General features: G+C 62.1%; 19 protein-coding genes. 8 read left to right on the top strand and 11 right to left on the bottom strand.

What is annotated here, in order from left to right; genetic code table 11:
- Window positions 1-2: 2 nt before the first annotated feature.
- From HBO12_RS20105 to HBO12_RS20095, 3 genes are all read right to left on the bottom strand, one after another.
- Window positions 3-962 carry a YbgA family protein gene (locus tag HBO12_RS20105; RefSeq protein WP_407073427.1) on the bottom strand — a complete coding sequence of 320 codons (960 nt, stop codon included), beginning with the start codon at window positions 960-962 and terminating at the stop codon, window positions 3-5.
- A 113-nt stretch (window positions 963-1,075) separates the two neighbouring features.
- The gene (locus tag HBO12_RS20100) at window positions 1,076-1,291 is read right to left on the bottom strand and encodes a TIGR02450 family Trp-rich protein (RefSeq protein ID WP_169954872.1); all 216 of its coding nucleotides are present in this window, start codon (window positions 1,289-1,291) and stop codon (window positions 1,076-1,078) included.
- Window positions 1,288-2,274 (bottom strand): NAD(P)/FAD-dependent oxidoreductase, encoded by a 987-nt coding sequence (locus HBO12_RS20095; RefSeq protein WP_169954873.1) that lies wholly within the window; start codon window positions 2,272-2,274, stop codon window positions 1,288-1,290. The genes HBO12_RS20100 and HBO12_RS20095 overlap by 4 nt, the downstream gene beginning before the upstream one ends.
- A 197-nt stretch (window positions 2,275-2,471) precedes the next feature.
- Here HBO12_RS20095 and HBO12_RS20090 point away from each other — a divergent pair, with 197 nt between their 5' ends.
- On the top strand, window positions 2,472-3,371 hold the full coding sequence (locus tag HBO12_RS20090; RefSeq protein WP_170043030.1) for a TIGR01777 family oxidoreductase: 900 nt from the start codon (window positions 2,472-2,474) through the stop codon (window positions 3,369-3,371).
- Window positions 3,372-3,385: 14 nt separating this feature from the next.
- A complete protein-coding gene (gene hemH / locus HBO12_RS20085) occupies window positions 3,386-4,408 on the top strand; it encodes a ferrochelatase (RefSeq protein ID WP_169954875.1) in 1,023 nt (340 codons plus the stop codon).
- A 156-nt stretch (window positions 4,409-4,564) separates the two neighbouring features.
- On the opposite strand, the gene HBO12_RS20080 is transcribed toward hemH, so the two are convergent.
- The 3 genes from HBO12_RS20080 to algW all read right to left on the bottom strand — a co-directional run bounded on the left by HBO12_RS20080 (window position 4,565) and on the right by algW (window position 8,641).
- Window positions 4,565-5,284 (bottom strand): DUF4198 domain-containing protein, encoded by a 720-nt coding sequence (locus tag HBO12_RS20080; protein WP_170043029.1) that lies wholly within the window; start codon window positions 5,282-5,284, stop codon window positions 4,565-4,567.
- Window positions 5,285-5,296: 12 nt separating this feature from the next.
- The gene (locus HBO12_RS20075; protein ID WP_170043028.1) at window positions 5,297-7,405 is read right to left on the bottom strand and encodes a TonB-dependent siderophore receptor; all 2,109 of its coding nucleotides are present in this window, start codon (window positions 7,403-7,405) and stop codon (window positions 5,297-5,299) included.
- Window positions 7,406-7,480: 75 nt separating this feature from the next.
- On the bottom strand, window positions 7,481-8,641 hold the full coding sequence (gene algW / locus HBO12_RS20070; RefSeq protein WP_169954878.1) for a Do family serine endopeptidase AlgW: 1,161 nt from the start codon (window positions 8,639-8,641) through the stop codon (window positions 7,481-7,483).
- Window positions 8,642-8,743: 102 nt separating this feature from the next.
- On the opposite strand from algW, the gene HBO12_RS20065 reads away from it, so the two are divergent.
- The 3 genes from HBO12_RS20065 to cysN all read left to right on the top strand — a co-directional run bounded on the left by HBO12_RS20065 (window position 8,744) and on the right by cysN (window position 12,577).
- Window positions 8,744-9,502 carry a Nif3-like dinuclear metal center hexameric protein gene (locus HBO12_RS20065; protein WP_170043027.1) on the top strand — a complete coding sequence of 253 codons (759 nt, stop codon included), beginning with the start codon at window positions 8,744-8,746 and terminating at the stop codon, window positions 9,500-9,502.
- Between the two features lie 249 nt (window positions 9,503-9,751).
- Complete coding sequence (gene cysD / locus HBO12_RS20060; RefSeq protein ID WP_029295601.1) at window positions 9,752-10,669, top strand: sulfate adenylyltransferase subunit CysD; 918 nt, start codon at window positions 9,752-9,754, stop codon at window positions 10,667-10,669.
- Between the two features lie 9 nt (window positions 10,670-10,678).
- Window positions 10,679-12,577, top strand: a complete 1,899-nt coding sequence (gene cysN, locus HBO12_RS20055) for a sulfate adenylyltransferase subunit CysN (protein WP_169954880.1) — start codon at window positions 10,679-10,681, stop codon at window positions 12,575-12,577.
- Window positions 12,578-12,751: 174 nt separating this feature from the next.
- On the opposite strand, the gene HBO12_RS20050 is transcribed toward cysN, so the two are convergent.
- Genes HBO12_RS20050 through HBO12_RS20040 form a run of 3 tightly spaced genes read right to left on the bottom strand, consistent with a single transcriptional unit; the run spans window position 12,752 to window position 16,150 of the window.
- The gene (locus HBO12_RS20050) at window positions 12,752-13,651 is read right to left on the bottom strand and encodes an acyltransferase (protein ID WP_170043026.1); all 900 of its coding nucleotides are present in this window, start codon (window positions 13,649-13,651) and stop codon (window positions 12,752-12,754) included.
- Window positions 13,652-15,751 carry a phosphate acetyltransferase gene (pta, locus tag HBO12_RS20045; RefSeq protein ID WP_169954882.1) on the bottom strand — a complete coding sequence of 700 codons (2,100 nt, stop codon included), beginning with the start codon at window positions 15,749-15,751 and terminating at the stop codon, window positions 13,652-13,654.
- A gap of 60 nt (window positions 15,752-15,811) precedes the next feature.
- Window positions 15,812-16,150, bottom strand: a complete 339-nt coding sequence (locus HBO12_RS20040) for a DUF3565 domain-containing protein (RefSeq protein WP_169954883.1) — start codon at window positions 16,148-16,150, stop codon at window positions 15,812-15,814.
- Between HBO12_RS20040 and HBO12_RS20035 the strand changes: the two genes are divergently transcribed.
- The 3 genes from HBO12_RS20035 to HBO12_RS20025 all read left to right on the top strand — a co-directional run bounded on the left by HBO12_RS20035 (window position 16,119) and on the right by HBO12_RS20025 (window position 18,512).
- Entirely contained in the window at window positions 16,119-16,604 is a 486-nt protein-coding gene (locus tag HBO12_RS20035; protein WP_017476012.1) for an FKBP-type peptidyl-prolyl cis-trans isomerase, read from the top strand. The two genes, HBO12_RS20040 and HBO12_RS20035, sit on opposite strands and share 32 nt — an antisense overlap.
- A 136-nt stretch (window positions 16,605-16,740) precedes the next feature.
- Complete coding sequence (locus tag HBO12_RS20030; protein ID WP_169954884.1) at window positions 16,741-17,223, top strand: glutathione peroxidase; 483 nt, start codon at window positions 16,741-16,743, stop codon at window positions 17,221-17,223.
- Window positions 17,224-17,408: 185 nt separating this feature from the next.
- A complete protein-coding gene (locus HBO12_RS20025; protein ID WP_170043025.1) occupies window positions 17,409-18,512 on the top strand; it encodes an NADH:flavin oxidoreductase in 1,104 nt (367 codons plus the stop codon).
- A 93-nt stretch (window positions 18,513-18,605) separates the two neighbouring features.
- Here the strand turns inward: HBO12_RS20025 and HBO12_RS20020 are convergent, their stop codons facing one another.
- Together HBO12_RS20020 and HBO12_RS20015 are read right to left on the bottom strand one after the other, a co-directional pair.
- Window positions 18,606-19,808: a glycosyltransferase family 4 protein gene (locus tag HBO12_RS20020; RefSeq protein WP_170043024.1), complete on the bottom strand. Its 1,203-nt coding sequence runs from the start codon at window positions 19,806-19,808 to the stop codon at window positions 18,606-18,608.
- Between the two features lie 55 nt (window positions 19,809-19,863).
- Window positions 19,864-20,856, bottom strand: a complete 993-nt coding sequence (locus HBO12_RS20015; protein ID WP_170043023.1) for a cytochrome-c peroxidase — start codon at window positions 20,854-20,856, stop codon at window positions 19,864-19,866.
- Window positions 20,857-20,872 lie beyond the last annotated feature (16 nt).

Genomic DNA, 20,872 nt, shown 5'->3' with positions numbered 1-20,872 from the left:
GGTTAGATCGCATTACGCAGGCTGAGATTTTCCGGATGCGGTTGCAGGTAGGCCTGCTGCGCGATGTAGCGGTCCGGATGTTGGCGAAAGTGATGTTTGAGCAAGGTCAGCGGCACCACCAGCGGCACGATACCGTGGCGGTATTGGCCGATCAGGGTTTGCATCTCCTGTTTGTCCTCGGCGCTGAGGGCTTGCTTGAGATAGCCGCTGATGTGCTGCAGCACGTTGGAATGGGTGCCACGGGTGGCGCACTTTTTCAGGGCACTCATCAGCTCGCTGAAATAGTCCCTGGCCAAGGCATGCAGGTCGCAGCCCTTGCCCATGCTGCCCAGCAGATGGCCGAGGCTTTTGTAGTGGGCCGGGCTGTGGGCCATCAGCAGGTATTTGTAGCGCGAGTGAAAGGCCAGCAGGCGGTGGCGGGTCAAGCCCTCGGCCAGTAGTTGCTGCCAGCTGGCATACACAAACACCCGGGTGAGGAAATTTTCGCGCAGCACCGGGTCATGCAGGCGGCCATCTTCTTCCACCGGCAGATTGGGGTGGCGGGCACAGAATGCCTGGGCATAGATGCCGCGCCCGCCGCCATCCACCGGGGTGCCGTTGTCGCGGTAGACCTTGACCCGTTCCAGGCCGCACGACGGTGACTTCTGCATGAAGATGTAGCCGCACAGGTCGGTGTGCTCGGCGGCCATGTCCTGGCCGTAGGTGTCCAGCGCGGCGGTCACGTTCAGTTCGCGGTGCACCGTGCCCACGGCCTGCGGTTGCTGCGGGTCGCCCACCAGGCGAATCGGCTCACGGGGGATGCCCAGGCCGATGGCCACTTCCGGGCACAGGGGCACGAAGTCGAAGTAGTCAGCGAGGGTCTGGCTGCACAGAGGGGATTGTTTGTGCCCGCCATTGAAGCGCACGTTCTCGCCGAGCAGGCAGGCGCTGATGGCGATCTTGGGTTTGCCGGTGGCGGACACAGGGGTGGACATGGCAAAACCTCTACAAGATTCCTGTACAGAATGTAATTCCTGTACAACTTAATCTCATCATAGGTCTGAAGCTATACAAGTCAAATTATTTGTACAGGTTTTTACTGCCAGCCGATTTTCCACTGCCCGGCATCTTGCAGGCTTTGCCAGGCCAGGCGCTCTGCGCGACGGGTCAGGACCGCTTGCAGTTCTATCTCCAGCACGCGGCCTTGTTCATCGCGAAACAACTCAGTGACCAGGAAATGCTTTTCCTTGTGCCGAGGCTGGGTGGCGGTCCATTTCGAGAGCAGCAATTTCGCCGGGTTGATGCGCTTCATTGCAGGTGCTCAAGCAGGCGCCGCGCGGCTTCCTGGCCGCTGAGCCATGCACCTTCGACCCTGCCTGACAGGCACCAGTCGCCGCATACGTAGAGGCCCAGGTCGGCATCCGCCAGCACTCCCCATTCATGGCTGCCCGCCGGGCGGGCGTACAGCCAGCGGTGGGCGAGGCTGAAGGAGGGCGCCGGCATGCTGCAATGCAGCAGTTCGGCAAAGGCGCCGTGGAGCAATTCGATGATGGCTTCCTTGGGCAGGTCCAGGTGCCTTTTGCTCCAGGCACTGGTGGCGTGCAGGATCCAGGTGTCTGGCGTGGCGTCACGCCCTGGTTTGCTGCGGTTGCGGGCCAGCCAGTCGAGGGGGCTGTCTTGTACGAAACAGCCTTCCATCGGCGTATCCAGCGGCGTGTCGAAGGCCAGGGCGACAGCCCAGGTCGGGTCCATTTTTACCCCGGCCGCCGTGCTCGCCAGTTTGGGCGCCGCCGCCAGCAATGCCGTGGCCTGGTGGGCCGGGGTGGCGATGATCACATGGCTGAAGGGGCCATGGTTGCCGCCGTCGGCGTCCAGCAGGTTCCAGTGTTGCTGGCCCTGGAACACTTCGGTGATCCGGCAGCCAAACTCCACCGGCAGGTCATCCAGCAATGCACGGGTGATGGCGCTCATGCGCGGGGTGCCGACCCAGCGGGTCTGTTCGTCGGGGGAGGGGCTCAGTTGGCCGGATTGGCAGTTGTAGAGTTGCGGCTCCCACTCGGCGGCCCAGCCATTGGCTTGCCAGCGTTGCACTTCATTGACGAAGCGCCGGTCGCGCGCAGTGAAGTACTGCGCGCCCAGGTCCAGTGCACCGGCCTCGCTGCGCTTGCTGGACATACGCCCGCCACTGCCACGGCTTTTATCGAAGAGTTGTACAACGTGCCCGGCATCTTTTAACGCTCGGGCGGCCGAAAGTCCGGCGATGCCGGTACCGATGATCGCGATGGGAACAGTCATGGGAGGCCTCGTTTTACCGTTGGGTACAGACTACGCCGACACCAATAGCTGTACAATATTGTTTTTTGGTATAAGTTTCGGCATGCCTGAATGTGTCGCGTGACCTATGGTTAAACCCAGGTCGCGGCCGATTAAAAAGATCCCTGTTTATAAAATAGACCAGCGATGCCCGGCCAACGTTACAGGAGGAAGATCTCATGCATATTTTGCTGACCGGCGGTACAGGTCTGATCGGCCGCCAGCTCTGCCAGCACTGGAGCGCCCAGGGGCATCGGTTGACGGTCTGGAGCCGCAACCCCGCGCAGGTCGCCACGTTGTGCGGTGCGCAGGTGCAGGGCGTGGCCCGTTTGCAGGACGTGACGCAGCCGGTGGATGCCGTTATCAACCTGGCCGGCGCGCCGATTGCCGACCGCCTCTGGACCCACAAACGCAAGGCGCTGCTGTGGAGCAGTCGCATCAGCCTGACGGAAACCCTGCTGGCCTGGCTTGAAGGCCTGGCGGTAAAACCTGCGGTATTGATCAGCGGTTCGGCGGTGGGCTGGTACGGCGATGGCGGTGAGCGCGAGCTGACCGAAGCCAGCGGCCCGGTGCAGGACGATTTCCCCAGCCAGTTATGCATTGCCTGGGAAGAAACCGCCCAGCGCGCCGAAGCCTTTGGCCTGCGGGTGGTGCTGGTGCGTACTGGCCTGGTGCTAGCGGCGCAGGGCGGCTTTTTGTCGCGGCTGTTGCTGCCCTTCAAGCTGGCGCTGGGCGGGCCTATCGGCAACGGTCGGCAGTGGATGCCGTGGGTGCATATCAAGGATCAAATCACCCTGATTGATTTTCTTCTGCACAAACCTGACGCCAGCGGTCCTTATAATGCCTGCGCGCCGCAGCCGGTGCGTAACCGCGAGTTCGCCAAGACCCTGGGCCAGGTGCTGCACCGCCCGGCGTTCATGCCGATGCCGGCGTTTGCCTTGCGGGTGGGTTTGGGCGAGTTGTCCGGGCTGTTGCTGGGCGGGCAGAAGGCGTTGCCCGAGCGGTTGTTGGCCGCCGGTTTCACTTTTCAGTTCACTGAGTTGCACGCGGCCCTGGACGACTTGTCCAGCCGCCTCTAGAGATAGGATGTTGCATGACGGATCACGCGTTGTTACTGGTCAACCTGGGCTCACCGGCGTCCACTTCGGTGGCCGATGTGCGCAGCTACCTCAATCAGTTTTTGATGGACCCGTATGTGATTGACCTGCCGTGGCCGGTCCGGCGCTTGCTGGTGTCGCTGATCCTGATCAAGCGTCCCGAGCAGTCGGCCCACGCCTACGCCTCGATCTGGTGGGATGAAGGCTCGCCGCTGGTGGTGCTCAGCCGTCGCCTGCAACAGCAGATGACTGCGCAGTGGACCCAGGGCCCGGTGGAGCTGGCGATGCGCTATGGCGAGCCGTCGATTGAGAGCGTGCTGACTCGCCTTGCTGGCCAAGGTATCCACAAAGTCACGCTGGCGCCGTTGTATCCACAGTTTGCCGACAGCACCGTGACCACGGTGATCGAAGAAGCGCGGCGTGTGGTGCGCGATCAGCAGCTCAACCTGCAGTTCTCGATCCTGCAACCGTTCTACGACCAGCCGGAATACCTCGACGCCCTGGTGGCCAGTGCCAAGCCGCATTTGCAGCAGGATTACGATCACCTGCTGTTCAGCTTCCACGGCCTGCCGGAGCGGCACCTGAACAAGCTCAACCCCGGGCATTCCCTGGAAGGCGCGGGCGACTGTTGCGCCAATGCGTCGCCGCAGGTGCGCACCACCTGTTATCGCGGGCAGTGCTTCAGCGTCGCCCGCGATTTTGCCGCGCGCATGGGCCTGGCGGACGATAAATGGTCGGTGGCGTTCCAGTCGCGCCTGGGCCGGGCGAAGTGGATCGAACCCTATACCGAGGCCCGCCTGGAGGCCTTGGCCCGGCAGGGGGTGAAGAAGTTGCTGGTGATGTGCCCGGCGTTTGTCGCCGATTGCATCGAGACCCTGGAAGAGATTGGTGATCGCGGCCTGGAGCAGTTCCGCGAAGCCGGCGGTGAGGAGTTGGTGCTGGTGCCGTGCCTCAATGATGATCCGCAATGGGCGGCGGCGCTCAATACCTTGTGCGAAAGAGCGCCTGTCAGCCTCTAGTGTGGGGGCTTGTGTAGGAGCTGGCTTGCCTGCGATGCAGGCACCTTGGTGTGTCATTCATACCAAGGTGATGCTATCGCAGGCAAGCCAGCTCCCACACAAGTCAGCCCCAGGCAAGTCCTACACAAGCAGGCTCCCACATGGCTTCAGTGGTGTTCACTCATGATGGGGCTGGCCGAGGAAGGTCAGTGAGCTGAACAGCGCGCGCGCCTGTACCTCGCTGTCACCCTTGACCGGCACTTCTGTCTGCGCCGCAATCACATTCAACGCCTCGTTGCGCACCAGTACCTGGGCCCGGCCATCCTTGTCGGTCTCGGTGCTCAGGGTATTGGGCGCGCTGCGGTAGTCACCAATCAACTTGATCCCGGCGGCAGGCTTGCCGTCGATCAGCACCCGTACGGGCAGCGATTGGCCGGGGCCGACGGTCAGCGGGTCGACCTCGGGCACAATCACCATTCTCAATTGATCCAGCTTGGGCAGCTTGGCCCCGGCCTGATAGATCGCCAGGCTGTACTTCAGGGCCTGGGTGGTTTCGACGGCGCCAGGTACCTGGCTGCGGCCCTTGTTCACCCACTTCTTGTCCGGGGTTTGCGACCACAAGCCGTTATCAAAGGCCACCGCCAGCACGGCAGGCGGCTTGAGCGGTTGCAGGCGCGCCTGATCGTCCAGGCGCTGCACGGTCACCGGGATCATCCGGCCACTGGAGTCGTAGGCCCAGGCGCCGCTGACTTTCCTCGCCTTGAAGGCTTCATCCTCGGCACCGTGGCCGTAGACCACCTCGACATGGCCCCGGCGTTGTTCGGTCCACAGGCCATGGGCCGAGACCTGGGTGGCGAACAGCAGGCCGAGCACGGCCAATGATTTGAGCGCTTGCATGGTGAGGTCCTTTTACAGGTTGAGGGTCAGGCTGACGGTGAAGTTGCGCGGCTCTCCGGGGTTGACCCAGTAGTTGCTGTAGGAGCGCTCGTAATACTTTTCGTCGAACAGGTTGTTGAGGTTCAGGCCCACGGTGACGTTATCGCTGGCCTTGTAATGGGCCAGCAGGTCGACGGTGTGGTAGGCCGGCAACTCGAAGCTTTTACCGGCCTCGCCCGAACGGTCGCCGACGTAGGTAAACGCCGCGCCCAGGTCCGAGCCACGCAGGGCGCCATCCTGGAACTCGTACACGCCCAACAGGCTGCCACTGCGCTTGGCCACGCCGAGAATGCGGCTGCCGGTGGGGATCTCTTTGTCGCCCTGGGTCACTTCGGCATCGATGTAGGCAAACGCGCCAATCACCCGTATGGCATCCGTCAGTTGCCCAGTCAGTTGCAGGTCGAAGCCCTGGCTGCGGGCCTTGCCGATGGCGCGCTTGGTGTCGGTGGTCGGGTCCGTGGCCAGGGTGTTTTCCTTTTCGATATGGAAGGCGGCCAGGGTAGTGCTCAGGCGGTCGTCGAACAGCTCGCTCTTGATCCCCACTTCATAGCCGATGCCTTCCTCGGGCTTGAGGAAATTGCCGGCTGCGTCCAGCTCACTTTGCGGTTTGAACGAGGTGGAGGCGTTGGCAAACAGGCCCACTTGCGGGGTCAGTTGATACAGCAGGCCCGCCCGTTGGGTCATGACATCGTGGGTTTTCTGGCTCTTGGCACCGTTCCGGGTGAAGTCCTCCGAGCGTTGCTCGACATGCTCCAGGCGCACGCCAACCACACCGCGCAGGCGGTCGGTAAAGACGATCTGGTCTTGCAGGTTCAGCGCCTGGCTTTTCACCTGGGTGAAAAAATCACTGCCGGTGCGCTCGCCATTGGGCTTGGGCTGGCCATAGACCGGACGGTAGATATCAATCGGGTAACGGCCGGCGATGGCGGTCACCCGTTCTTTCTTGCGGTAGTCCTCGTACTCGGTGCCGATCAGCAGTTCATGCTGCCAACTGCCCACCTCGAACAGGCCGCGCAACTCCAGTTGGGTGATGCTGTCGTGCCAACCCATGGAGCGTTGGCGGTAGCGGCGGTTGATAGTATGGCCGTCGGCATTCAGCGCGCGGTTTTCCGACGCTTCGCCCCACAGGCTGCCCTGTTTGTAGTGGCTGGCCAGGCGCAGCTTCCAGGCATCATTCAAGTGATGTTCGAGGGTGGCTTGCAGGCGGTTGTTGTGGTTGTCGATATCGCCGTCGTTGGGCTCGCCGAGGAAGGTCGAGCGGGACATGCCGCTCCAGCGGTTGTTGGGGGCGACGAGGCCGCGGTCGAAGGTCGAGCTGTGGCGCACGAACTCACTTTCCACCAGCAGGCTGGTGTCCGGGTCCAGTTGCCAACTGAACGAGGGCGCGACAAACACTCGCTTGCTCTGCACATGGTCGCGGAAGCTGTGGTTGTCCTCCACTGCCAGGTTGACCCGCGACAGCACATTGCCTTCGCTGTCCAGCGGGGTGTTCATGTCGATGGCGGTACGGTAGCGGTCCCAGCTGCCGGCGCTGGCCTGCACGGTGGTGAAGGCTTCGGCTTGGGGCTTCTTGGTGACAATGTTCACCGTGCCGCCGGGATCACCACGGCCATACAGGCTGGCGGCGGGGCCCTTGAGCACTTCGATGCGTTCGATATTGGCCACGTCCGGTGTGCTGGGGTAGCCGCGGTTGGCGCTGAAACCGTCCTGATAGAACTGCGAGGTGGTGAAGCCACGAATGCTGTATTCGTAAAGGGTCAGGCCACCAAAGTTGTTCTGCTTGGACACGCCGCCGGCAAATTCCAGGGCGCGCTCGACGTTGTTGCTGCCCAGGTCCTTGAGCACCGTGGCGGGAATCACACTGATCGATTGTGGGATATCGCGCAGGGCCGTGTCGGTCTTGGTCGCGCTGGCCGAGCGGGTTGCGCGGTAGCCCTTGACCGGGCCGGTGGCGGACTCATAGGCCTCGCCGGTGATGCTGGTGGTGCCCAGTTCAAGGGGGTGGGTGTCTTCGGCAAACACCGGGTCTACCAGCAATCCCAAGGCGAGACCGGCCAGGGGCGCAAACTTTCGAGACGTCATGGTCTAACATTCCAATATCAATATTGAAATAATATAACATGACTATTGAGAGTGTATCTCTTTAAGGATCGTCGTTTATTCCTGCTCTTTCACCGTTGCCGGTGCCGGCGGCGGGCGCAGGCCCACTTCGGCCAGCAGCTTGATTTCCTTGCCGTTGCGCATCACCTGGATCGCGACCTTTTCCGTTGGTTTGATTCGCGCCACCTGGTTCATCGAACGCCGGCCATCGCCCGCCGGTTCGCCGTCGATGCTGAGGATCACATCGCCCACCTGCATACCGGCCTTTTCCGCCGGGCCGCCGCGCAGGATGCCGGCAATCACGATGCCTGGGCGCCCGGTCAGGCCAAAGGACTCCGACAGCTCCTTGGTCAGCGGCTGCACTTCAATCCCCAGCCAGCCGCGAATCACCTGGCCGTGCTCGATGATCGACTTCATCACTTCCATCGCCAGCTTGACCGGGATCGCGAAGCCGATGCCTTGGGAGCCGCCGGATTTGGAGAAGATCGCGGTGTTGATGCCGGTCAGGTTGCCACTGGCATCCACCAGCGCGCCGCCGGAGTTGCCCGGGTTGATCGCCGCGTCGGTCTGGATGAAGTCTTCGTAGCTGTTGAGGCCCAGTTGATTGCGCCCGGTGGCGCTGATGATGCCCATGGTCACGGTCTGGCCAACGCCGAACGGGTTGCCGATCGCCAGCGCCACGTCACCCACGCGCAGGCCCTCGGAGCGGCCGATGGTGATGGATGGCAGGTTCTTCAGGTCGATCTTCAGGACGGCAAGGTCGGTTTCCGGGTCGCTGCCCACCACCCGCGCCAGGGTTTCGCGGCCATCACGCAGGGCCACGACAATCTGGTCGGCGCCGGTGCTCACATGGTTGTTGGTCAGGATGTAGCCTTGCGGGCTCATGATCACCCCGGAACCGAGGCTCGACTCCATGCGGCGCTGCTTGGGCGAGTTGTCGCCGAAAAAGCGCCGGAACTGTGGGTCTTCGAACAGTGGGTGCGCCGGTTTATTGATGACTTTGGTGGTGTACAGGTTGACCACCGCAGGCGCGGCCACCACTACCGCATCGGCGTAGGTCACCGGGCCCTGTTGCACCGCGCTGGTTTGCGGCGCCTGTTGCAGGTTGACGTCCAGGCTTGGCAGGCCGACCCATTGCGGATAACGCTGAATAATCAGCATCGCGATCAGCACGCCGGCCAACAATGGCCATCCAAAATAACGCAGTGCCTTGAGCATCAAGTAAGTCCTGACAGGTTGCAGGGGGCGCGGGAGCGCCCATAATGTCGCGCATTATACGAGGCCGCGAGCGCCTCTGAACGGGATATTTAGGAGTCTTTTATGGCCGTCGCCCTGAGCACCTTGGTTGAAGAAGCGGATCGCTACTTGAACAGCGCGAAAATTGCCGATTACTGCCCCAATGGCCTGCAGGTCGAAGGCCGGCCGCAGGTGTTGCGCATTGTCAGTGGCGTGACCGCCAGCCAAGCGCTGCTCGACGCGGCGGTGGAGGCCAAGGCCGACCTGGTGCTGGTGCATCACGGCTATTTCTGGAAAGGCGAAAGCCCGTGCATCACCGGCATGAAGCAGCGCCGCCTCAAGACCCTGCTCAAGCACGACATCAGCCTCTTGGCCTACCACCTGCCGCTGGACCTGCACCCGGAAGTGGGCAACAACGTGCAATTGGCCCGCCAGTTGGACATTACCGTCGAAGGCCCGCTGGACCCGGACAACCTCAAGGTCGTGGGGCTGGTGGGCTCCCTGGCCGAGCCGCTGTCGGCGCGGGATTTCGCCCGGCGCGTGCAGGAAGCCATGGGCCGCGAGCCGTTGCTGATCGAAGGCAGCGCGATGATCCGCCGCGTGGGCTGGTGCACCGGCGGCGGCCAGGGCTACATCGACCAGGCCGTGCTGGCCGGGGTGGATTTGTACCTCAGCGGCGAAGCCTCGGAGCAGACCTTCCACAGCGCCCGGGAAAACGACATCAGCTTTATCGCCGCCGGCCATCACGCCACCGAGCGTTATGGCGTGCAGGCCCTGGGCGAATACCTGGCCCGGCGCTTTGCCCTGGAACACCTGTTTATCGATTGCCCCAACCCGATCTAAGCCCCCATTGCGTCCACTGTAGGAGCCGGCTTGCCGGCGATGAGGCCCTTGAGTCATGCATTGATTTCAAGGACACCATCGCCGGCAAGCCGGCTCCTACGGGGCGATGTACGGCCAAACGAGGCGGTATATCCATATACCGTTTCGATCTAGCTGGCTCCCTGAATAGAAGAAGGTGCTGTGCTAGCATGCCCCGCTCGAACACGGCCCGCAGGCCGTCCAAAAAGAATCGTTTTTCCGTGAGTAGCCATGGTCGATAAACTGACGCATCTGAAACAGCTGGAGGCGGAGAGCATCCACATCATCCGTGAGGTTGCCGCCGAGTTCGACAACCCGGTGATGCTCTACTCCATCGGCAAAGACTCCGCCGTGATGCTGCATCTGGCGCGCAAGGCATTCTTCCCGGGCAAGCTGCCGTTTCCGGTGATGCATGTGGACACTCAGTGGAAATTCCAGGAAATGTACAAATTCCGCGACCGCATGGTCGAGGAACTGGGCCTGGAGCTGATCACCCACGTCAACCCGGACGGCGTGGCGCAGGGCATCAACCCGTTTACCCACGGCAGCGCCAAGCACACCGACATCATGAAGACCGAAGGCCTGAAACAAGCCTTGGACAAGTATGGTTTCGACGCAGCGTTCGGCGGCGCCCGTCGCGATGAAGAGAAATCCCGCGCCAAAGAGCGCGTGTACTCGTTCCGCGACAGCAAGCACCGCTGGGACCCGAAAAACCAGCGTCCGGAGCTGTGGAACGTCTACAACGGCAACGTCAACAAGGGCGAGTCGATCCGCGTGTTCCCGCTGTCCAACTGGACCGAGCTGGATATCTGGCAGTACATCTACCTGGAAGGTATCCCGATCGTGCCGCTGTACTTCGCCGCCGAACGCGAAGTGATCGAGAAGAACGGCACGCTGATCATGATCGACGACGAGCGCATCCTCGAGCACCTGTCCGACGAAGACAAAGCCCGTATCGTCAAGAAGAAAGTACGTTTCCGTACCCTTGGCTGCTACCCGTTGACGGGCGCGGTGGAGTCCGAAGCCGAGACGCTGACGGACATCATCCAGGAAATGCTCCTGACGCGAACTTCCGAGCGCCAGGGCCGTGTCATCGACCACGATGGCGCCGGCTCGATGGAAGACAAAAAACGTCAGGGTTATTTCTAAGGGGTTGTCATGTCGCACGTATCTGATTTGATCAGCGAGGACATCCTCGCCTACCTGGGCCAGCACGAACGCAAGGAAATGCTGCGCTTTCTGACCTGTGGCAACGTCGACGACGGCAAGAGCACCCTGATCGGGCGCCTGCTGCACGACTCGAAGATGATCTACGAAGACCATCTGGAAGCCATCACCCGCGATTCGAAGAAAGTCGGCACCACCGGTGACGATATCGACCTGGCATTGCTGGTCGACGGCCTGCAGGCCGAGCGTGAGCAGGGCATCACCATTGATGTGGCCTACCGCTATTTCTCCACCGCCAAGCGCAAATTCATCATCGCCGACACCCCCGGCCATGAGCAGTACACCCGCAACATGGCCACCGGTGCGTCCACCTGTGACCTGGCGATCATCCTGGTGGACGCGCGCTACGGCGTGCAGACCCAGACCCGTCGCCACAGCTTTATCGCCTCGCTGTTGGGCATCAAGCACATCGTCATCGCGATCAACAAGATGGACCTCAACGGTTTCGACGAGAGCATTTTCGAGTCGATCAAGGCCGATTACCTGAAGTTCGCCGATGGCATTGCGTTCAAGCCGAGCACCATGGCCTTTGTGCCGATGTCGGCGCTCAAGGGCGACAACGTGGTGAACAAAAGCGAGCGTTCGCCGTGGTACACCGGCCAGTCGCTGATGGAGATTCTCGAAACCGTCGAGATCGCCAACGACCGCAACTACACCGACCTGCGTTTCCCGGTGCAGTACGTCAACCGTCCGAACCTGAACTTCCGTGGTTTTGCCGGCACCCTGGCCAGCGGCATCGTGCACAAGGGCGACGAAGTCGTAGTGCTGCCGTCGGGCAAGAGCAGCCGCGTCAAATCCATCGTCACCTTCGAAGGTGAACTGGAGCACGCAGGCCCAGGCCAGGCCGTGACCCTGACCATGGAAGACGAGATCGACATCTCCCGTGGCGACCTGCTGGTGCATGCCGACAACGTGCCGCAAGTCACCGATGCCTTCGACGCCATGCTGGTGTGGATGGCCGAGGAGCCGATGCTGCCGGGCAAGAAATACGACATCAAGCGCGCCACCAGCTATGTGCCGGGTTCGATCACCAGCATCGTGCATCGTGTGGATGTGAACACCCTCGAGGAAGGCCCGGCCAGTGCCTTGCAGTTGAACGAGATCGGCCGGGTCAAGGTCAGCCTCGATGCGGCCATTGCCCTGGACGGTTACGCCAGCAACCGCACCACCGGCGCCTTTATCGTGATCGACCGTTTGACCAACGGCACCGTGGCTGCGGGCATGATCATCGCCCCGCCGGTCAGCCATGGCAGCGCCGCGCAGCACGGCAAGTTGGCCCATGTGGCCACCGAAGAACGCGCCCAGCGCTTCGGCCAGCAGCCGGCCACCGTGTTGTTCAGCGGCTTGTCGGGCGCTGGCAAGAGCACCCTGGCCTATGCGGTCGAGCGCAAACTGTTCGATATGGGCCGTGCGGTGTTTGTGCTGGATGGGCAGAACCTGCGCCATGACCTGAACAAAGGTCTGCCCCAGGATCGTGCCGGGCGTACCGAGAACTGGCGGCGTGCGGCCCACGTGGCGCGTCAGTTCAACGAAGCCGGCTTGCTGACCCTGGCGGCCTTCGTCGCACCGGATGCCGAAGGCCGGGAACAGGCCAAGGCGTTGATCGGCAGTGACCGTTTGCTGACCGTGTACGTGCAGGCCTCGCCGCTGGTGTGTGCCGAGCGTGACCCGCAAGGCCTGTACGCCGCCGGTGGGGATAACATCCCTGGCGAGTCGTTCCCGTACGACGTGCCGTTGAATGCTGACCTGGTGATCGATACCCAGGCACTGTCGCTGGACGACAGCGTCAAGCAAGTGCTGGAGCTGTTGCGCCAGCGCGGCGCGATCTAAACCTCGCCGCCACAAAAAAGCCCGCCACCGAGCACTCGGTGGCGGGCTTTTTTCACACTCTAAAGGTCAACACCGTCAATGTGGGAGCTGGCTTGCCTGCGATTGCAGGAGGCCAGGCAATGCACTTACCTCTGACAGACCGATGTCGCAGGCAAGCCAGCTCCCACATAGTGATCACCTATTGCCTGGGTACTCGATGTGAAGTCGGCTCAGCAGAGCATCCTTCTCTTCCCATAACTGGTTGATCCAGCCCTGGAACGCCAGCCGATATTCCCCATCCTGCTCATAATTCTTGCCAATGAACTCGGCCGGGATCTGCACCTCTTCAAACTGCACCACCACCTCCTGCACATTGCCGCACAGCAAGTCCCAGAAACCCGGGCGGCCGCCCGGATAGTGGATAGTCACGTTGACCAATGACTTCAACTGCTCACCCATGGCATCCAGCACAAACGCAATGCCACCAGCCTTGGGCTTGAGCAGGTAACGAAACGGCGACTGCTGCTGCGCATGTTTGCCTGGGGTGAAGCGCGTGCCTTCGGCAAAGTTGAAAATACCCACCGGGTTGTCGCGAAACTTCGCACAGGTCTTGCGGGTGGTTTCCAGGTCCTTGCCTTTCTTCTCCGGGTGTTTTTCCAGGTAGGCCTTGGTGTAGCGCTTCATGAAGGGGAAGCCCAGCGCCCACCAGGCCAGGCCAATCACCGGCACCCAGATCAGCTCCTGCTTGAGGAAAAACTTCAGCGGGCGGATCCGCCGATTGAGCACGTACTGCAGCACCATGATATCGACCCAGCTCTGGTGGTTGCTGGTCACCAGGTACGAGTGCTGGTAGTCCAGGCTTTCCAGGCCCTTGAGGTGCCAGCGTGTGCGGCGCACCAGGTTCATCCAGGTGTTGTTATTGCTGATCCAGGCCTCGTGGGTCTGGTTCATCAGCCATTCGCTGAAGCGCTTGGCGAAGGGCAGTGCCTTGAACAGCGCGACGATAAACAGGAATGAACACAGCAGAATTGTGTTCAACGCCAGCAACAGCGAGGCGATTACCCCACGCAGGGGGGCAGGCAGGAATTCCAGCATTTAGGCATCCATAGGTCGGTTGGCGGCTTGAATCGCGGTCAGGGCGATGGTGTAGACGATATCGTCCACCTGGGCCCCACGGGGCAGGTCGTTCACGGGTTTGCGCAGGCCTTGCAGCATGGGGCCGAGGCTGACGCAATCGGCACTGCGTTGCACCGCCTTGTGGGTGGTGTTGCCAGTGTTGAGGTCGGGGAATACAAAGACCGTGGCCTTGCCCGCCACCAGGCTGTTGGGCGCCAGTTGCCGGGCGACGTTTTCGTTGGCGGCGGCGTCGTACTGCAACGGGCCGTCGATCAGCAGCGAGCTTTGTTGCTCGTGGGCCAGCAGGGTGGCTTCGCGGACTTTCTCCACTTCCTCGCCACTGGCCGAGTCACCGCTGGAATAGCTGATCATCGCCACGCGTGGGGTGATGCCGAAGGCGGCGGCCGAGTCGGCGCTTTGCAGGGCGATTTCCGCCAGTTCCGCAGCGCTTGGGTGTGGGTTCATCACGCAGTCGCCGTAGACCAGCACCTGCTCGGGGAACAGCATGAAAAACACCGATGACACCAGGGTGCAGCCCGGCGCCGTTTTAATCAGCTGCAAGGCCGGGCGGATGGTATTGGCGGTGGAGTGGATGACCCCGGAGACCAGGCCGTCTACTTCATCCAGCGCCAGCATCATGGTGGCGATCACCACGGTGTCTTCCAGTTGCTGCTCGGCCATCGGTGCGTTGAGGCTTTTGCTCTTGCGCAGTGCCACCATGGGCTCGACATAGCGCTCGCGGATCAGGTCCGGGTCCAGAATTTCCAGGCCTTCAGGTAGCTCGATGCCATGGGCGCGGGCTACGGCTTGGACATCGGCCGGCTTGGCCAGCAGCACGCAACGGGCAATGCCGCGGGCCTGGCAGATGGCGGCGGCTTGCACGGTCAGCGGCTCGCTGCCTTCGGGCAACACAATGCGCTTGTTGGCGGCCTGGGCGCGCTGGATCAACTGGTAGCGGAACACCGCCGGCGACAGACGCATCTCCCGTGGCGTACCGCAACGCTGGTGCAGCCAGCGCGCATCCAGGTGGCTGGCGACGAAATCGGTGATGATCTCCGCACGTTCGCGGTCATCAATCGGGATTTCCTTGTTCAGGCTGTTGAGCTGGTTGGCGGTGTCATAGGAGCCGGTACTCACCGACAGCACCGGCAACCCGGCCTGGAATGCGCCACGGCACAGGTCCATGATCCGTGGGTCGGGCAGGGTGTCGCTGGTCAGCAGCAGGCCGGCCAGGGGCACGCCATTGATCGCGGCCAGGCTGACAGCGAGGATGATGTCGTCGCGATCCCCCGGCGTCACCACCAGCACGCCGGGCTTGAGCAGCTCCACGGTGTTGCGCATGGTGCGCGCGCAGATGATGATTTTGTTCATGCGCCGGGTTTCATAGTCGCCGGCGTTGAGCACTTGCGCGCCCATCAGGTCGGCCACATCGCGTGTGCGCGGGGCGTTGAGCTCGGGCTGGAACGGGATGCAGCCGAGCAGGCGGAAATCGCCACTGCGCAGCAACGGCGAATGCTCCTTGAGGCGGGCGGCGAAGGCCTCCATGCTCTCGTCGGTCTGCACCTTGTTGAGGATCACCCCCAGCACTTTCGGGTCTTTCGGGCCGCCGAACAGCTGCGCCTGCAATTCCACACGGCCGGACAGTTCGGTCAGCACCTCGTTTTCCGGGGCCGAGACGAGGATGACTTCGGCATCCAGGCTTTTTGCCAGGTGCAGGTTGACCCGTGCCGCATAGCTGGCGCTGCGGGTCGGCACCATGCCCTCGACAATCAGCACGTCCTTGCCCACGGCCGCCTGTTGATAAAGGGTGATGATTTCTTCGAGCAACTCATCGAGCTGGCCATCGCCGAGCATCCGCTCGACATGGGCCAGGCCCAATGGCTGCGGTGGTTTGAGGCCATGGGTACGGGCCACCAGCTCGGTGGAGCGCTCAGGCCCCGTGTCGCCGGGATGGGGCTGGGCAATGGGCTTGAAAAAGCCGACTTTCAGCCCGGCCCGTTCAAGGGTACGCACCAGCCCAAGGCTGATGGAGGTCAGACCCACACCAAAATCGGTGGGCGCGATAAAAAAAGTCTGCATGCGAATTCTCTGAAGGTGCATGGCTTCGGTGGTGCGCTATGGCTGCGCGCCGACCGGGAATCAGCTGCCAAGGGTATCGTTATCCGGGCGCTGCGCACACCAGCCACAGGCAAAGGGCTGGCCTATTTTTGCCAGGCGTTGCGCCGGATCCATCACCCAGCCCCGGGATTGCCAGGGCGGCTGGTGGCGCAGGTGCTGCGTATGGCCGCAGGACAGCGCGGCGACCCAGTGGCCATCTGCATCCTGGTGAAATCCGACGACCGTCGGGTCACCGGATCGACTCCGTCTGTCCGGGTTGTGTTCGCTTTCGGGCAAATCCTTGTTTAGACTTGTCCGTTCTTCATTCTTATGCAAAAGGTCTCGCCCCATGCCGATCGCCGCCAACAAGGCTGTCTCCATTGACTATACCCTGACCAACGACGCTGGTGAGGTCATCGACAGCTCCGCCGGCGGCGCGCCGCTGGTCTACCTGCAAGGCGCAGGTAACATCATCCCTGGCCTGGAAAAGGCCCTGGAAGGCAAAGAGGTTGGTGATGAACTGACCGTTGCCGTAGAACCTGAAGATGCCTACGGCGAGTACTCGGCCGAACTGGTCAGCACCCTGAGCCGCAGCATGTTCGAAGGCGTCGACGAACTGGAAGTGGGCATGCAGTTCCACGCCTCCGCTCCGGACGGCCAGATGCAGATCGTGACCATCCGCGACCTGGACGGCGATGACGTGACCGTCGACGGCAACCACCCGCTGGCAGGCCAGCGCCTGAACTTCCAGGTCAAGATCGTTGCCATCCGCGACGCTTCCCAGGAAGAAGTGGCTCACGGCCACGTACACGGCGAAGGTGGTCACCACCATTGATTGACGGGCCACGTCCAGTCAGTTGAAAAGAGAGGCGCCTTCGGGCGCCTTTTTTGATTGGCGGCTATTCTTGCCGACTTGGCGGCTGTAATCTCGAATGGCCGTTACACAGAATATGGGAAACCTGGAGTTCTTCATGAGTGCTTTCCACGACCTTAAACTCAAAGCCCTGGATGGTCAGGAGCTGCCTCTGGCGCCCTACAAGGGGCAAGTCGTGCTGGTGGTCAATGTCGCCTCCAAATGTGGGCTGACTCCACAATATGCCGCGCTGGAAAACCTCTACCAGCAATACAAGGGCCAGGGTTTCACCGTGCTGGGCCTGCCGTGCAATCAGTTCGCAGGCCAGGAGCCTGGGACCGAAGAAGAGATCCAGGAGTTCTGCAGCCTCAACTATGGCGTGAGCTTTCCCCTGGGCAGCAAGCTTTCGGTGAACGGCCCTGATCGCCATCAGTTGTACCGCCTGCTGGCGGGTGAGGGGGCAGAGTTCCCGGGGGATATCACCTGGAACTTCGAGAAATTTTTGCTGGGCAAGGATGGGCGAGTATTGGCGCGGTTTTCTCCGCGTACCGCGCCTGATGATCCGAGCGTGGTCCAGGCCATCGAAAAAGCCCTGGCCTGACCTGCTGTAGGCGCCGGCTTGCCGGCGACCCGCAGTAACGGCCATCGCCGGCAAGCCGGCTCCTACGGTGTTTTATGTGGCTCACGGCTTTTACCCCTTAATCACCGCAATCAATAGTGCTATCCGGCACTGCCCGCGTTCCATATTATCCGCATCATAAAATCCCTCTCGTGCGGAGTGCTCCCATGCCTGTCCAAGCCTTGTTCAAACCTTTCCAGCTCGGTGCGCTGCAATTGCCGTCCCGTGTGGTCATGGCGCCGATGACCCGTTCGTTTTCCCCGGGTGGCGTACCCAATTCCAAAGTGATCGAGTACTACCGCCGTCGCGCGGCGGCCGGCGTAGGTTTGATCATCACGGAGGGCACAGTGGTGGGCCACCAGGCTTCCAACGGTTATCCGAACGTGCCGCATTTCTACGGTGAAGCGGCATTGGCCGGCTGGAAGAAAGTGGTCGATGCGGTGCATGCCGAAGGCGGCAAGATCGTCCCGCAGTTGTGGCATGTCGGTAGCGTGCGGCGCATTGGCACCGAGCCGGATGCCAGCGTCCCGGCCTATGGCCCGATGGAAAAACTCAAGGATGGCAACGTGCTGGTCCATGGCATGACGGTCGAGGATATCAAGGAGGTGATTGCCGCCTTCGCCCAGGCCGCCAAGGATGCCCAGGCCATCGGCATGGACGGCGTGGAAATCCACGGCGCACACGGTTACCTGGTCGATCAGTTCTTCTGGGAAGGCAGCAACCAGCGTACGGACGAATACGGTGGCAGCCTGGCCAACCGTTCGCGCTTTGCCATTGAGTTGATCCAGGCCGTGCGGGCCGCCACAGGTCCTGGATTTCCGATCATTTTCCGTTTCTCCCAATGGAAGCAGCAGGATTACACCGCGCGCCTGGTGCAAACCCCCGAGGCGTTGGGTGAGTTTCTCAAGCCGTTGTCTGACGCGGGCGTGGATATTTTCCACTGCTCCACGCGGCGTTTCTGGGAGCCTGAGTTTGAGGGGGCCGAGCTGAACCTGGCGGGTTGGACCCGTAAGCTCACCGGCAAGCCGACCATCACCGTGGGCAGTGTCGGCCTGGATGGCGAGTTCCTGCAGTTCATGGTCAACACCGACAAAATCGCACAGCCGGCAAGCCTGGAAAAACTGCTGGAGCGCTTGAATAACGACGAGTTCGACCTGGTGGCCGTGGGGCGTGCGCTGCTGGTCGATCCGGATTGGGCGCTGAAAGTGCGTGAAGGGCGTGAGGGCGATATCTTGCCGTTCAGCCGTGAGGCGTTGACTACCCTGGTTTAAGGGGGGAATTGACGGGCTCTATCGCGGGCAAGCCCGCTCCCACATTGGAATGCAAGCAACCTGTGGGAGCGGGCTTGCCCGCGATAGGGCTCGTCAGGTCAGCTTCGAGCTGCCCGTCTCCAGCAAGTCCTCGCCACACGCCCCGCGCAGTTGATGTTCAAACCGCTCAATAATCGCCGGCCAGCCCTGGCGACTGGCATGCTGGCGCGCATTCAGGCGCACGCGGCGTAAACTCTCCGGCTCTTCCAGCAACCAACTGGCGGCATCGCAGAACGCATCCTCATCCCCCGGCATCGCCACGGCACCGCTGTAGCCGTGGCGGATATGCTGGGTGGCGGCCGCCTGGTCGTAGGCCACCACACCCAGGCCCGATGCCATGGCTTCCAGGACCACGTTGCCAAAGGTCTCGGTGAGGCTGGGGAATAGAAACAAATCCCCGGACGCATAGTGCCGGGCCAGCTCCTCGCCGCGTTGCGTGCCGCAGAACGCTGCTGCAGGGAGGGTCTTCGCCAGGGCTTCGCGCTGCGGCCCGTCGCCGACGACGATCAGCTTCAAGCGACGCTGTGGATAAGTCGCCTGCAACGCCTCGAAGCAACGTTTGAGCAAGCCGAGGTTTTTTTCCGGTGCCAGGCGTCCGACATGCAGGACGGCAATATCTTCATTACCCAGGCCCCATTGCTCACGCAAGTCATTGTCACGCCTGGCCGGGTGGAACAATTGGCTGTCGACGCCGCGTGACAGTAGGTCCAGGCGCTCGAAGTGGCGGCGCTCCAGCTCCAGGCGCTGGCTGACGCTGGGCACCAGGGTCAGGGTGGAGCGGTTGTGGAACCAGCGCAGGTAATGGGTCAGGAAGCGGCTGAGCATGCCCAGGCCGTATTGGCTGGAATACTGCTGGAAGTTGGTATGGAAACCGCTGACCACGCTGATCCCCAGGCGCCGTGCCGCACGCAAGGCGGACAAGCCCAGCGGGCCCTCGGTGGCAATGTACAGCACGTCCGGGCGCTGGCGTTTCCAGCGCCGCAGCAGCTTGTGCATCGAGGACTGGCCCCATTGCAGGCCGGGATAGCCCGGCAAAGGCCAGCCGCGACACAGCAGCAGGCCGTCGTCACTGATGCGACTCAAGTCGCCACCCTGGCGCGGGCGCACCAACTCCACCTGATGCCCACGCGCGCGCAGGCCATCACACAGGCGGCCAAGGGTGTTGGCCACGCCGTTGATTTCCGGTGGGAAGGTTTCGGTAATCAGGGTGATGTTCAGGAAGGCTGTCGTCATGCAGCCAGTGTCGGCGCGGGCCATGTCGCCATTGTGTCATCGCAATGACGGATTTATGACGACAGGGCCCGGCATTGGCTTAGTTGAACGGCGTAGGACGCGGGGTCTTGGCCGAGGACGGCGGCAGGATCGGCAGCTTGAAGTCCGGCTGGTCGCCGGTCAGGGTGTCGAGGAACGCGACAATCTGGCTGACCTCATCGGTGCTCAACTTGCGGCCCAATTGCAGGCGGGCCATGACGTCCACCGCTTCGCTCAGGTTCCAATAGGCACCGTCGTGGAAGTAGGGGTAGGTCAGGGCGACGTTACGCAAGGTCGGCACCTTGAACATCATCCGGTCCTGATCCTTGCCGGTCAGGCCGGCCACGCCCTGGGCCGGGTTCTTGGTGGCGTAGGGTTCGACCATGCCCATTTTCTGGAAGGTGCTGCCACCGACCGCCTCGCCGTTGTGGCAGGCCACGCAGCCGATGTTCTTGAACAGCTGGTAGCCCTGGGCAGCCGTGGCGCTGATGGCTTTTTTGTCGCCCAGCAGCCAGCGGTCGAATGGGGCGTTGGGGGTGACCAGGGTTTCTTCGAAGGCCGCGATGGCGTTGGTCACATCGTCGAACTTGATGCCGTCATCGCCATACACTTTCTTGAACGCGGCCTGGTACTGGGGGATCGAGCGCAGCACGTCCACCGCCAGGTCATGGGTGAAGCCCATTTCGCCCGGGTTGGCGATCGGGCCGCCGGCCTGCTCCTGCAGGGTCGCCGCGCGTCCGTCCCAGAACTGCGCGACGCTCATGCTCGAGTTGAGCACCGTCGGTGAGTTGATCGGCCCCTGGTGCCAGTTATGCCCGATGGAGGTGGGCAGATTGTCGCTGCCGCCCATGCTCAGGTTGTGGCACGAGTTGCAGGAAATGAAGCCGGACTTGGACAAGCGTGGGTCGAAGAACAATTGCTTGCCCAGTTCGACCTTGTCGGCATCGGTGATCTTCGCCGGTTGTACCGGCAATATGGGCTCATTGGCGGCGGCGGCCCCCCAGGCCCCACCGCCCAACATCAATCCGAACATCAGCATCAACGGTCTGTACATGGTGCGCTCCCCACAG

The sequence above is a fragment of the Pseudomonas sp. WS 5059 genome (genome assembly GCF_012985525.1).
Lineage (GTDB): Bacteria > Pseudomonadota > Gammaproteobacteria > Pseudomonadales > Pseudomonadaceae > Aquipseudomonas.
Note: the sequence above shows the minus strand (reverse complement) of the source record. Positions and strands in the feature narration are given on the sequence as shown.